The organism is Streptomyces sp. GESEQ-35 (assembly GCF_017948485.1).
Classification (GTDB): domain Bacteria; phylum Actinomycetota; class Actinomycetes; order Streptomycetales; family Streptomycetaceae; genus Streptomyces.
This window is the reverse complement of sequence record NZ_JAFFSX010000046.1, coordinates 25,610-37,645: the sequence shown is the minus strand read 5'-3', so window position 1 is coordinate 37,645 and position 12,036 is coordinate 25,610. Positions and strand designations below refer to the sequence as shown.

10 protein-coding genes are annotated in these 12,036 nt (G+C 69.7%); 3 read left to right on the top strand and 7 right to left on the bottom strand.

The features are described 5' to 3' along the window. The first annotated feature begins 283 nt into the window (after positions 1 to 283). On the top strand, positions 284 to 1,729 hold the full coding sequence (locus KCH87_RS46920; RefSeq protein WP_247197872.1) for an alginate lyase family protein: 1,446 nt from the start codon (positions 284 to 286) through the stop codon (positions 1,727 to 1,729). Between the two features lie 434 nt (positions 1,730 to 2,163). Here KCH87_RS46920 and KCH87_RS46915 read toward each other — a convergent pair whose 3' ends face one another. Together KCH87_RS46915 and KCH87_RS46910 are read right to left on the bottom strand one after the other, a co-directional pair. Beyond that, complete coding sequence (locus tag KCH87_RS46915; protein WP_210594110.1) at positions 2,164 to 2,634, bottom strand: hypothetical protein; 471 nt, start codon at positions 2,632 to 2,634, stop codon at positions 2,164 to 2,166. A 72-nt stretch (positions 2,635 to 2,706) separates the two neighbouring features. After that, complete coding sequence (locus KCH87_RS46910) at positions 2,707 to 4,119, bottom strand: DUF445 domain-containing protein (protein ID WP_210594109.1); 1,413 nt, start codon at positions 4,117 to 4,119, stop codon at positions 2,707 to 2,709. Positions 4,120 to 4,309: 190 nt separating this feature from the next. Here KCH87_RS46910 and KCH87_RS46905 point away from each other — a divergent pair, with 190 nt between their 5' ends. Further along, complete coding sequence (locus KCH87_RS46905; RefSeq protein ID WP_210594108.1) at positions 4,310 to 5,647, top strand: SGNH/GDSL hydrolase family protein; 1,338 nt, start codon at positions 4,310 to 4,312, stop codon at positions 5,645 to 5,647. 54 nt (positions 5,648 to 5,701) lie between these two features. Here the strand turns inward: KCH87_RS46905 and KCH87_RS46900 are convergent, their stop codons facing one another. The 4 genes from KCH87_RS46900 to KCH87_RS46885 all read right to left on the bottom strand — a co-directional run bounded on the left by KCH87_RS46900 (position 5,702) and on the right by KCH87_RS46885 (position 9,104). Further along, on the bottom strand, positions 5,702 to 6,502 hold the full coding sequence (locus KCH87_RS46900) for a DUF1707 domain-containing protein (protein ID WP_210594107.1): 801 nt from the start codon (positions 6,500 to 6,502) through the stop codon (positions 5,702 to 5,704). Positions 6,503 to 6,512: 10 nt separating this feature from the next. Continuing rightward, positions 6,513 to 7,505, bottom strand: coding sequence for an ATP-binding cassette domain-containing protein (locus KCH87_RS46895; RefSeq protein ID WP_210594106.1), 993 nt, complete (start codon positions 7,503 to 7,505; stop codon positions 6,513 to 6,515). Between the two features lie 5 nt (positions 7,506 to 7,510). Beyond that, positions 7,511 to 8,275: an ABC transporter permease gene (locus KCH87_RS46890; protein WP_210594112.1), complete on the bottom strand. Its 765-nt coding sequence runs from the start codon at positions 8,273 to 8,275 to the stop codon at positions 7,511 to 7,513. A gap of 61 nt (positions 8,276 to 8,336) precedes the next feature. After that, positions 8,337 to 9,104, bottom strand: a complete 768-nt coding sequence (locus tag KCH87_RS46885; RefSeq protein ID WP_210594105.1) for an ABC-2 family transporter protein — start codon at positions 9,102 to 9,104, stop codon at positions 8,337 to 8,339. Positions 9,105 to 9,341: 237 nt separating this feature from the next. On the opposite strand from KCH87_RS46885, the gene KCH87_RS46880 reads away from it, so the two are divergent. Further along, on the top strand, positions 9,342 to 11,720 hold the full coding sequence (locus tag KCH87_RS46880) for a transglycosylase domain-containing protein (protein WP_210594104.1): 2,379 nt from the start codon (positions 9,342 to 9,344) through the stop codon (positions 11,718 to 11,720). On the opposite strand, the gene sugE is transcribed toward KCH87_RS46880, so the two are convergent. Continuing rightward, on the bottom strand, positions 11,714 to 12,034 hold the full coding sequence (sugE, locus tag KCH87_RS46875; protein ID WP_210594103.1) for a quaternary ammonium compound efflux SMR transporter SugE: 321 nt from the start codon (positions 12,032 to 12,034) through the stop codon (positions 11,714 to 11,716). The genes KCH87_RS46880 and sugE overlap by 7 nt on opposite strands. Positions 12,035 to 12,036: the final 2 nt, after the last annotated feature.

The window sequence follows — 12,036 nt, the reverse complement described above, 5'->3', positions numbered from 1 at the left end:
CCGGGCCCCCGACCCCCCCCAGGCCGCGACAGAAACGAAGCAAACCACCCGCCCCCCCCCCCCCCCCCCCCCCCCCCCCCCCCCCCCCCCCCCCCCCCCCCCCCCCCCCCCCCCCCCCCCCCCTCCCCCCCCCCCCCCCCCCCCCCCTCCCTCCCCACACACACTCGGGATTTTTGTTATCGCCCGCCGTGCCCGTCCGTCTCCTCACCGTCCCCGCGCACAGGCACGCGCCCTTCGACCCCGAGGAACGAAGCTCGTGACACGAGAGATCAGCCGCCGGAGCATGCTCAAGGCCGCGGGTGCGACGGCCGTCGCAGCCGGAGTAGTCAGCACGGTCACGCCGCCGGCCACGGCCGCAGGCGGTGCCTTCGCACACCCCGGCCTCCTGCACACCCGTACCGACCTGGCCCGGATGGCGGCCAAGGTGAAGGCGGGGGCCGCGCCCTACACCGCCGGCTTCGCCAAGCTGACCGCCAACTCCCATGCGCAGAGCGGCTGGACGGCCCGTCCGCAGACCACCGTGGTCCGGGGAGGCTCCGGCCAGAACTACGTGACCCTCTACAACGACATCCATGCCGCCTATCAGAACGCCCTGCGCGGACACGTCAGCGGCGAGGGCGCGCACCTCGACACCGCCGTGGCGATCCTGAACGCCTGGTCGGCCGAGCTGACCACGCTCGCGGGCAACGCCGACCGTTTCCTCGCCGCCGGTCTGTACGGCTACCAGTTCGCCAACGCCGCCGAACTGGTCCGCGACCACCCCGACTTCGACCTGGACCGCTTCCAGGAGATGCTGGCCACCGTCTTCGCACCGCTCAGCGACAGCTTCCTGGTCAAGCACAACGACGCCGTCGTCACCAACTACTGGACGAACTGGGACCTCACCGCCATGTGCTGCGTCCTGGCCACCGGCCTCTTCTGCGACGACAAGGCCCAAGTCGCCCGCGCCGTCGAGTACTTCAAGCACGGCGAGGGGCTCGGCTCCATCAAGAACGCCATCCCGGTCGTGCACGACGACGGACTCGGGGAGTGGCTGGAGGCCGGCCGTGACCAGGGGCATGCGCTGCTCGGCGTCGGCCTGATGGGCACGTTCTGCGAGATGGCGTGGAACCAGGGGATCGACCTGTACGGCCACGACGACAGCCGGTTCCTCAAGGGAGCGCAGTACGTGGCCAAGTGGAGCATGGGCGGTGAGGTGCCGTACACCGCGAACACCCGGGCGAAGGGCGCCGTGAACGGATGGTCGGGCCGCGAGACCGCGAGTGACGTCGCGGCCGCCGACCCGGCGATGACGCGCCCCATCTGGGCAATGATCGCCAACCACTACACCAAGCGGCGGGGCATGTCCGCGTCCTACCTCACCCAGATCGCCGCGAAGTCCGCGCCGGAGGGCGGGGGCGGGGACTACGGCCCCAACAGCGGCGGCTACGACCAACTCGGCTTCGGCACGCTGTCCTTCACGCGGGACAGGCCCAGGGCCACGACGCCATCACCAGGCCAGTCCGCTACGGCATCCGCATCCGCATCGGCCCCTGCCTCGATCCCGGCCGACGGGTCGGACCCTCGCCCCCAGGGGACGGCGTCCGCAGCGGCCGCTTCCGACGGGGATCTGGCGGCCACGGGCTCCAACGATCTGGTCGGCTGGACGGCGGCCGCCGGCATCACGGCCATCGCCGGCGGCGTGCTGTTCATGCGCCGGCGTGACCGGGTGCGTCGGGAGAGTCAGTAGTCGCCCGGGGCCAGTGCCGGCCGGGGGTGGGCCGCGCAGCCCGGCGCTGCCGGGTTGCCGCCTGCGCCCACCCGTGCCGCCCCAGGCGGCACGCATGCCCGCAGCTGGGCGGGGGCTGCCCGCAGCTCGACGAGCGACTACCCGCGGCTGGGCAGGCGACTACCCGCAGCTGAGCTGAGCCGCGTGGCGTGCCACGCGTGCCGCCTGGGGCGGCACGGGTGGGCCACCGTGCTCCCGCAGTCGTCCGCGGCGAGAAGGGGCCGTGGCGGGGGTGTCCACCCGCAGTGGTTGGCGCGTCAACACGGGCGAGTTGGTGAGAGACCGATTCCGCGCCGTTCCGAGGACGGACACCCCCGCCACGGCCCCGACCCACCCCCCACCGAAAGACGCAACGAGCACCCCCACCGACCCCGCACAGGCCGCCGCAGGCACCCTCACCTCTGCAACACCCCCTCCACCGACTCCTCGCCCTGCTGCCGGAACGCCCGCCCCACCGTCGCCGCGACCAGCACCCCCGCCGCAATCACCAGACTGAAGAAAGCCCAGGCCAGGGGCCAGGCGCCGGTGAAGCCGTCCGGAGGGCCGGGGTGGCTGCGCAGCGAGATGTACATCAGGGTGATGGGCGGGCCGGCGATCAGGACAAGGGGCCAGGCCAGGTCGTCGCGGTGGCCGAAATACGCCGCCAGGAGGAGCAGAGCGACTGCCAGAAGGATGACGCCCACGCCCGTCACCGGCGTCGTCTCATGGGTGGAGCCCGGGCTCTGGACGCGATTACGCAGATCCCAGGGTATGCAGACCAGGTACGCCACCGCGGCGACGGCGGCGCCGAATGCGCGGGTCAGCCAGCGTTCCGACCAGGCGCGCGTCCGCAGAGGGCTCAGCAGCTTCTCGGTCTTTTCGGTCATACATACGAGGGTTGCCCCGCAGACCGCCGCCCGACAGAGTACGCGTACTCAGACACACGTACTCAGCAGTACCTACGCCCCCAACCCCCGCGTCACCGTATAGATCAGCAACCCCACCAGCGACCCCACCACCGTGCCGTTGATCCGGATGAACTGAAGATCGCGCCCGATATTCGCCTCGATCTTCCGCGTCGTGTGCTCGGCGTCCCACCCCGCGACCGTGTCGGTGATCAGCGAGGTGATCTCCTTGCGATAGGTGGACACGACATACACCGCGGCCCCCTCCACCCAGCTGTCGACCTTCCCCTGAAGCCGAGAGTCGTCAGCCATACGCGCCCCCAACGACAACAACGAGGCCCGCACCCGAAGCCGCAGCTCACTACGCTCGTCCTCGGCCGCCGAGACGATCATGGACCGCACGGCGGTCCACGCCGACGCGATCAGATCCTGGACCTCACCCCGCCCCAGCACCTCCCCCTTCAGCCGCTCGATACGCGCACGCGTGTCGGTGTCCGACTGGAGGTCGGAGGCGAAGTCAGTAAGGAACCGGTCGAGCGCCCCCCGCGCCGGATGGGACGGCATGTCCCGCATCTCGGTCACGAACCGCAGCAGCTCCCTGTAGACCCGCTCGCCGACCTTCTTGTCGACGAACCGCGGCGTCCACCCGGGCGCCCCACCCTGCACGGCATCCATGACCTGCTCGTCATGCAGCACAAGCCAGTCATGCGCACGCGAGACGACAAGATCGACGACCCGCTTGTGCCCCCCGTCGGCGACGACCTTCTCCAGCATCTTCCCGATACCCGGCGCGATCTCCTGCGCGTCGGCCCGCCGCGTGATCGCCTCCCCGACCACGGCCTGCACATCGGAGTCCCGCAGCACGGTCAGCGCACCCCGCAGAGCGGCGGACAACTCGGCGGTCACGCGATCGGCATGTTCCGGCTCCGCGAGCCACGCGCCCAGCCGGCTGCCGATACCGACGGCACGCAGCCGCTGCCGTACGACATCCTCAGAGAGGAAGTTCTCGCCGACGAACTCACCCAGGGAGACACCCAGCTGGTCCTTCTTGGTAGGGATGATCGCGGTGTGCGGGATGGGCAGCCCGAGCGGCCGCCGGAACAGAGCGGTCACGGCGAACCAGTCGGCCATCGCACCGACCATGCCCGCCTCAGCGGCCGCGGCGACATACCCCGCCCAGGGCCCCGCGCCCGAGTTGTCCGCCCACTTGGCCAGGGCGTACACCAGCGCCACGAACAGCAGCAGTCCGACCGCGGTGAGTTTCATACGGCGCACCCCGCGCTGCTTCTCCTCGTCGGCGGCGCTGAAGGTCGTCATCGCACGCGCGGCCGCGGCAGGGACGCCCCGGTTACCGGCGGCCCCCGAGCGGGCATGCTGCTCTACATCAGCCGCACCCGTTTCACCCGGTTCATCAGGTTTGGTACGTTCCATCCGCTCCACCCGTTCGCGACCCCCCGTCCCACTCATTGTCCCTTCCTGACCGACTCCTGGAACGGAACAAGAGTTCCCGACGTCTGATCGCACGGGGGAACCTCAGGGAGAAATCAGGGTGGCGCAATGGGGGGCCTGTTCAACTACCTCCATGCCCATGCCTCATCATGGGTGATGATCACATCGGAGCCTCGGGCTCCCGTCCACCCGAGGAGTTACGCACCGCATGACCAGGAAAGCGGGTTATGCCCTGCTTGCCGCGATCATCGCCCTGATCGTGGCACTGTCCGCTGCCATATACGTCGGTGCTGCCGCCGGCGACGGCACCGCCGGCAGCAGGGACAACTTCGCCGGGTCCCGCACCCCGCGCAATCCGGCCGAGCCCGCCTCCACCGGCACCTGGGTCGGCACCTGGTCCGCGCCCCCGGTCGGCGCCGAGCCCGGCACCGAGATGACAGGCCTCGCCAACCGCTCCGTACGCAACGTCGTGCACACCAGCGCGGGCGGGACGAACGCCCGGATCACCCTCTCCAACGTCTACGGCCAGTCCCCACTGACGATCACGCACGCCACCATCGCGATCGCGGTGAGCGGCGGCACCGCCGCGGCGGTCCCCGAGACCATGCGACGGCTGACCTTCAACGGCAGCACCACCGTCGTCGTACCGGCCGGCCGGCAGGCGATGAGCGACGCCGCCCGCATCGCCGTCCCGCACGACAGCGACGTGCTGGTCACCACGTACTCCCCCACCGCGGCCGGACCGGTCACCTACCATCCGCGGTCGCGGCAGATCTCGTACGCCGCCCAGGGCGACCTCACCGAGGACGTGACCGGCACCGCGTACACGGAGCAGGTCGAGTACTGGCGCTATCTGACCGCCCTCGACGTGCTGAGCAACGAGTCCCACGGCACCGTCGTCGCCTTCGGCGACTCGCTCACCGACGGCGTCGGCTCCTCCACGGGCGCCAACAACCGCTGGCCCGACCTCCTTTCGGACCGGCTGCGCGAGGCGGTCGAGGCCGGCGAGGACCTGCCGCGCTACAGCTTCGTCAACCAGGGCATCGGCGGGAACCAGGTCCTCGCCAACGGCCTCGGCCGCCCCGCCGAGAACCTCGCCGGCCTCGGCCGCTTCGGCCGTGACGTCCTCAGCCGTACGAACGTCAAGGCCGTCATCATCGACCTCGGCGTGAACGACATCCTCCGCAACCCCGGTCACGCCGACCCCGACGCGATCGTCGAGGGCCTGCGCACCCTGGTCCGGCAGGCCCACGCACGCGGGCTGAAGGTCATCGGGGCGACGCTGATGCCGTTCCAGGGGCATCACGGCTATTCGTCCGACCGGGAGGGCGTCCGGCAGGACATCAACGCCGAGATCCGGGCGGGCAAGGTGTTCGACGCGGTCGTCGACTTCGACGCGGCGGTACGGGACCCGTACAACCCGCGGAAGTTCCGGCCGGACTACGACTCCGGGGACCATCTGCACCCGAGCGACAAGGGGTACGAGCAGATGGCGGAGGTGTTCGACCTGGACGACCTGAAGGGCGGCGTCCCAGCGGAACTCTAGGCCCACGAAGCCGCACCCACCCGCTCGCGCACCACAGAGCCAAGAGCCCCCGGCTCAGTCCTCCCCGCGCCGGCGCCGCTCCCGCTCCTCGCGCCGGTCGTGCATCAGGTCCCGGTGTCCTTCGAGCAATCGCCGATGAGCATCGTTCAGGTCGTCGCGCCAGGACTCCTGAAGCTCGCGCATCGCGGTCTTCCGGTCCAGCTTCCCCTGCCGCTGTTCCTCCCGCAGCCGCTTGCGCTCGGCGCGGGTCAGCTTGCGTTCGACGCCCACGCCGCCCCAGAAGGCGAACCCGGTGACGATCACGCGAGGGGCCCCGGGATCTCCCGGTACGCCCTCCTCGCGCTGGTCGAAGCCGCCCATGATGCCGAGCCCGCGCACCACGACCTCCACACCGGGCGGCACGATCACGTTCACCCCGCCCATGATCGCGATGCAGTTGATCTCGACCTCGCGGTCCGCGAAGTTCGCCTCGCGCAGATCGATCTCACCGCCGCCCCAGAAGGCGAAGCAGTTGAACCGCTTGGGCACGGTCCAGCGGCCCTTGCGCTGGAAGCCGGACATCACCGCGACACCCCACGCCGACGAACCCTCGCCGCCGACGATCCGCTGTGCCCAACTCCCGCTCTCCACAGGCTTCTTGACCATGTCGACCGTCGGCGGAACCACCCCCGCGACGGGCAGGTCCCGGGTGATCGGCGCCAGTTCGCCGTACGTCCGCGCCTTGTACGTCGCGTCCAGCCGCTCCTCGAACTCCGTCATGTCCAGCCGGCCCTCGGCGACGGCGTCCCGCAGCACCTCGGCGACTCGTTCACGATCGGCGTCGGAGGCACGCAGTTCCGGGGCATCGTCCGTCATATCCCTCAGCCTACGAGTTCCGGGGCGCGGACACTATGTGGTCGCCCGCTCCTCCCTCGTACATGCGCGCGATGACGGCCTCGATGTCCGGCTCCCGCACCGACAGGTCCACCAGCGGATACTCCGCCGCGATACTCGCCACCAGCGGGGCCGCCGACTCCGACGCCGGGAAGGCCAGCCACTGGCGCGGCCCTTCCACCCGTACGACCCTCGCGGGCGGCGCCTGGATCGGCGGGAGCTCCCGCTCCAGGTCGACCACCAGGGTGCGCTCGCTCTCGCCCACCTCGTGCAGGCCGGCGAGCGGGCCGTCGTACATCAGGCGCCCGTGGTCGATGACCATGACGCGCGAGCACAGCTGCTCGATGTCCTGGAGGTCGTGCGTGGTCAGCAGGACCGTGGTGCCGCGCTCGGTGTTCAACTCCCGCAGGAACTCCCGCACCCTGGCCTTGGAGATGACGTCGAGGCCGATCGTCGGCTCGTCGAGGTAGAGCACCTCGGGGTCGTGCAGCAGCGCCGCCGCGATATCGCCGCGCATCCGCTGGCCGAGCGAGAGTTGCCGTACGGGTACGTCCAACAGGGCGTCCAGTTCGAGGAGTTCGACGCAGCGATCGAGGTTCTCGCGGTAACGGGCGTCCGGGATCCGGTACATGCGGTGCATCAGACGGTACGAGTCGATCAGCGGCAGGTCCCACCACAGCGTCGTCCGCTGCCCGAACACCACCCCGATCCGGTGGGCGAGGCGCATGCGCTCACGGGACGGATCGATGCCGGCGACGCGCAGCCGGCCGCCGCTCGGGGTGAGGATGCCGGTGAGCATTTTGATCGTTGTGGACTTTCCGGCACCGTTCGGGCCGATGTAGCCGACCATCTCGCCGCGCGCCACGGAGAAGGTGATCGAGTCGACCGCCCGCACCTCCCGCCGCTCCCGCTTGAGGAAGCCGGCCTTCTTGCGGACGACGAAGACCTTTTCGACTCGGTCGAGCTCGATGAAACCGTCTGTCACTGGCCCTAACTCCCTGTACTCCGGTACGAACGAAGCCCCGCCCGCCACGCCACACCCGCCAGCGCACAGCACACTCCGGCGGCGACCGGCGACATGAACGTCACCCACGTCGGCAGATCGAGCGGATACGGCCGTCCCAGCACGTAGGACGCGGGCAGCCAGTTGACGAAGGCGAGCGGCACCATGAACGTCACTCCGCGCACCAGGTCCTTCCCGAACAGCGTCGGGGGGTACTGCAGCATCGTGGTGCCGCCGTAGGTGAACGCGTTCTGCACCTGGGCGGCGTCCTGCGCCAGGAACTGGAAGGCCGCGCCCGCAACGAAGATCGCCCCGAAGATCACCGCGCCGCTGACCAGCATCACCGGCACCAGCAGTGCCTTCGGCGCACTCCAGTCGACGTCGACGGCGAACAGCGCCCAGCCCAGCACCAACGACCCCTGCACGACCCGGCCGAAGCGGCGCAGCGGGAATTGGTCCGCGGCGACCTGGGCGAGCACCGGAACGGGCCGTACCAGCAGTGTGTCGAACGACCCGTCGCGTATCCGGGTGCCCAGGACCTCCGACGAGCCGAGCAGCAGGTCGGTGATTCCGAACGCCGTCACCGACAGGCCGTACAGGAAGGCCACCTCGGGCAGCGTCCAGCCGCCGAGCGAGTCGACCTGCGAGAACATCAGCAGGATGCCGACGAAGTCCAGCCCGGACAGCAGCAGGTTGCCGAAGACCGTGACGCCGAAGGAGGCACGGTAGGTCATGCCGGCCCGGATCCACATCCCGGCGATCAGCAGGTAGGCCCGCAGACCGTCCGTGACCCTCAAAGCGACCTTCGAGGTCTCACCCACCCTGCACCACCACCCTCCGCGTGGCCGCCGACTGCAACAGCCGCCCCGCCGTCAGCAGTGCCACCGCCCACGCCGCCTGGAAGGCGAACGCCCCGAACGGGTCGGCCTCCCCCATCAGCACATCCGCCGGAACCTGGAGCTGCCCGGCCCACGGCAACGCCTGGACCACATCGCCGAGCGCGTCCGGGAAGGCGTTCAGCGGCAGTGTCATGCCCGAGCAGAAGATGCCCGTCACCATCAGGGCCTGAGTGACACCCCTGCCGTCCATGATCCAGAACACGCTCAGCGCCACCAGGTAGCGGATCCCGAAGCTGACGACCATCGCCAGCAGCAACGCGACCAGGAACGCCGCCCAGGTGCCGACGTCCCCCGGCAGGGCCATCGGGAAGAACAGCGCACCGAAGACGAACGGGATCACGCCCCGCCCCAGGATCTGGAACAGCGCCCGCCCCAAGTCGCTCGCCAGCCACCACAGTTGGAGATCGGCCGGCCGGTACAGGTCGATGGCGATCTCGCCCGTGCGGATGCGTTCCATGAGCTCGCTCTCGAAGCCGCCCCCCTGAATGGCCACGGCCGCGAACAGCGCCTGCCCCAGCCACACATACGTCACGGCCTGCGCCTGGTCGTACCCCCCGAGGTGCGGTCGCTCGTCCCACAGCGCCAGATACGTGTAGACGAGGATCAGCCCGAAGACCGTGTTCGTGAACACCCCGGCCGCGGTAGCCGCCCGATACGTCGCGTACCGTCTGAAACTCCCCATCGCGACGGCCGCGTACAACCGCACCGAGCCCACACCCACAGCCCCCCCTCGCCCGCCCGGCACCGAAGCGCAGGAGCCTAGTGCGCCGCCGCCACGGACTGCCACGTATTTTCCGGCCCCGACACGCGCCGAGGTCAGGGAACTGATCGCCGAGTGCGACAGTCTTCAACAGGGGGGCACAGAAGGCGAACAGGGCGTACGGGAACGTACGACGTAAAACAGGAGTCCGTGCACAACATGAACGACGAGCCGCAGCCGCACCGGCCGGGCCCGGGCTGGGCCCCGAGAGAGCCGGAGGCGGCACAGCAGCCAAGCGGCAAGAAGCGCCCGGGGCGCACCGGTTGGCGCCGGCTGATCCCGACCTGGCGCATGGTGCTCGGCACCTGTGTCATCGGGATAATGGTGCTGGCCGGCCTGTTCTTCCTCGGCTACTCCCTGGTCAAGATCCCGCCCGCGAACGCGCTTGCCACCAAGCAGAGCAACATCTACCTCTACGCGGACGGCAGTCAGCTCGCGCGCGACGGCGAGGTCAACCGGGAGAACGTCTCCCTCGCACAGATCTCCAAGTCCGCCCAGCACGCCGTACTGGCCGCCGAGGACCGCGACTTCTACACCGAGTCGGCGATCGACCCCAAGGCCATGGTCCGCGCCGCCTGGAACACGGCGACCGGCAAGGGCAAGCAGTCCGGTTCGACGATCACCCAGCAGTATGTGAAGAACTACTACCTGGCCCAGGAACAGACCGTCACCCGAAAGGTGAAGGAGTTCTTCATCTCGATCAAGCTGGACCGCGAGGAGAGCAAGGACGACATCCTCCAGGGCTACCTCAACACCAGCTACTTCGGCCGCAACGCCTACGGCATCCAGGCCGCCGCCCAGGCCTACTACGGCATGGACGCCACCGACCTGGACGCGGCCCACGGCGCCTACCTCGCCGCCCTGCTGAACGCGCCCAGCGAGTACGACATCGTCGCCCACCCGGAGAACAAGGCCGCCGCCCAGGCCCGTTGGAACTACGTCCTCGACGGGATGGTCAAGGAGGGCTGGATCGGCGAGGCCGACCGGGCGGGACTGAAGTTCCCGGTGCCGAAGGAGGCGAGCGTCTCGACGAGCCTGTCCGGGCAGCGCGGTTACATCGTCGCCGCGATCAAGGACTACCTGACCGAGAACAAGATCGCCACGTCGGACGAGCTCGACGCCGGCGGCTACCGCATCACCACCACCCTTCAGAAGAGCAAGCAGAACGCCTTCGTCAACGCCGTCGACGAGCAGCTGATGGACAAGCTCGACAAGGAGAACAACAAGGTCGACAGATACGTCCGCGCGGGCGGCGCCGCCGTCGACCCCAAGACCGGCAAGGTCGTCGCCATGTACGGCGGCATCGACTACGTGAAGCAGTACACGAACAACGCCACCCGCGGCGACTTCCAGGTCGGCTCCACCTTCAAACCGTTCGTGTTCACCTCGGCCGTCGAGAACGAGTCCATCACCCAGGACGGGCAACTCATCACGCCGAACACGTACTACGACGGCACCAGCGAACGCCCCGTACAGGGCTGGAGCGGCACCTACGCCCCCGAGAACGAGGACGACGTCAACTACGGCGACATCTCCGTACGCACCGCCACCGACAAGTCCGTCAACTCGGTGTACGCACAGATGGCCGTCGACGTCGGCCCCGACAAGGTCCGCCGGACCGCGGTCGACCTCGGCATCCCGGGCAACACCCCCGACCTGACCGCCACCCCGTCCATCGCACTCGGCCCGGCGACCGCAAGCGTCCTCGACATGGCGGAGGCGTACGCGACGCTCGCCAACCACGGCAAGCACGGCACGTACACCCTGATCGACAAGATCACCAAGGACGGCGCGGACGTCGTCGAACTGCCCAAGCGGTCCACCCGGCAGGCCGTCAGCCGCGAGGCCGCCGACACCACGACGTCGATGCTTCAGAGCGTCGTCGACAACGGCACCGCCACCGCCGCCCAGGCCGCCGGCCGCCCGGCGGCGGGCAAGACCGGCACCGCCGAGGAGGACACGGCCGCCTGGTTCGCGGGCTACACACCCGACCTGGCGACCGTCGTCTCCGTCATGGGCCAGGATCCCGTCACGGCCACACACGAGTCCCTCTACGGCGCCATGGGCCTGGACCGCATCAACGGCGGCGGCGCGCCCGCCGAGATCTGGGCCCAGTTCACCAAGGACGCCCTGAAGGGCACGCCGGTCAGCGACTTCGACCTCGAGATCCAAGAGGGCGCCGACGAGCCGGAGTTGCCGACGACCGGACCGCCGACCGACCCCGGCACAGGTGCACCCACCGACGGCGCCCCGACAGGCCGGCCGACGAACGGCACCCCCACCGGCGACGAGGACACAGAGGGCCCGACCGACGGGGGCACGACCACCACGGGCGAGACCACGAACGGCGGCACCACGACCGACGGCGGCACGACGGGCGACACGACCACGGGCGGTACGACGGGCGACACGACGACCGGCGGCACGACGGACGGGACCACCGGAGACACCACCGAGGGCACTACAGGAGACACGACCGAAGGCGGCGGCGACGATACGATGGGGGTGATCGGCGGAGCTCCGCCGAGCCCTCAGTGACCCGAGGTCGCCTTCAGCCCCACCACGGCGACCAGCAGCAGACAGACGAAGAAGATCCGGGCGGCGGTGGCCGGCTCCCCCAGCACCACCATGCCGAGCACCGCCGCACCGGCCGCTCCGATACCGACCCACACGCCGTACGCGGTACCGATCGGCAGGGACTTCGCGGCGTACGACAACAGGAACATGCTGGCGACGATGCCCGCGCCGGTGAGCACACTCGGAACCAGGCGCGTGAACCCGTCGGTGTACTTCATCCCGATCGACCAGCCGACTTCGAGCAGACCGGCGACGACAAGCAGAACCCAGGCCATGG

Bases quoted from the DNA above. Each gene is read 5' to 3' on its own strand.
- KCH87_RS46905 (WP_210594108.1), top strand. From the start codon at position 4,310: ATGACCAGGAAAGCGGGTTATGCCCTGCTTGCCGCGATCATCGCCCTG.
- KCH87_RS46880 (WP_210594104.1), top strand. From the start codon at position 9,342: ATGAACGACGAGCCGCAGCCGCACCGGCCGGGCCCGGGCTGGGCCCCG.
- KCH87_RS46910 (WP_210594109.1), bottom strand. From the start codon at position 4,119: ATGAGTGGGACGGGGGGTCGCGAACGGGTGGAGCGGATGGAACGTACC.
- KCH87_RS46900 (WP_210594107.1), bottom strand. From the start codon at position 6,502: ATGACGGACGATGCCCCGGAACTGCGTGCCTCCGACGCCGATCGTGAA.
- sugE (WP_210594103.1), bottom strand. From the start codon at position 12,034: ATGGCCTGGGTTCTGCTTGTCGTCGCCGGTCTGCTCGAAGTCGGCTGG.
- KCH87_RS46885 (WP_210594105.1), bottom strand. From the start codon at position 9,104: ATGGGGAGTTTCAGACGGTACGCGACGTATCGGGCGGCTACCGCGGCC.
- KCH87_RS46915 (WP_210594110.1), bottom strand. From the start codon at position 2,634: ATGACCGAAAAGACCGAGAAGCTGCTGAGCCCTCTGCGGACGCGCGCC.
- KCH87_RS46920 (WP_247197872.1), top strand. From the start codon at position 284: ATGCTCAAGGCCGCGGGTGCGACGGCCGTCGCAGCCGGAGTAGTCAGC.
- KCH87_RS46890 (WP_210594112.1), bottom strand. From the start codon at position 8,275: ATGTGGATCCGGGCCGGCATGACCTACCGTGCCTCCTTCGGCGTCACG.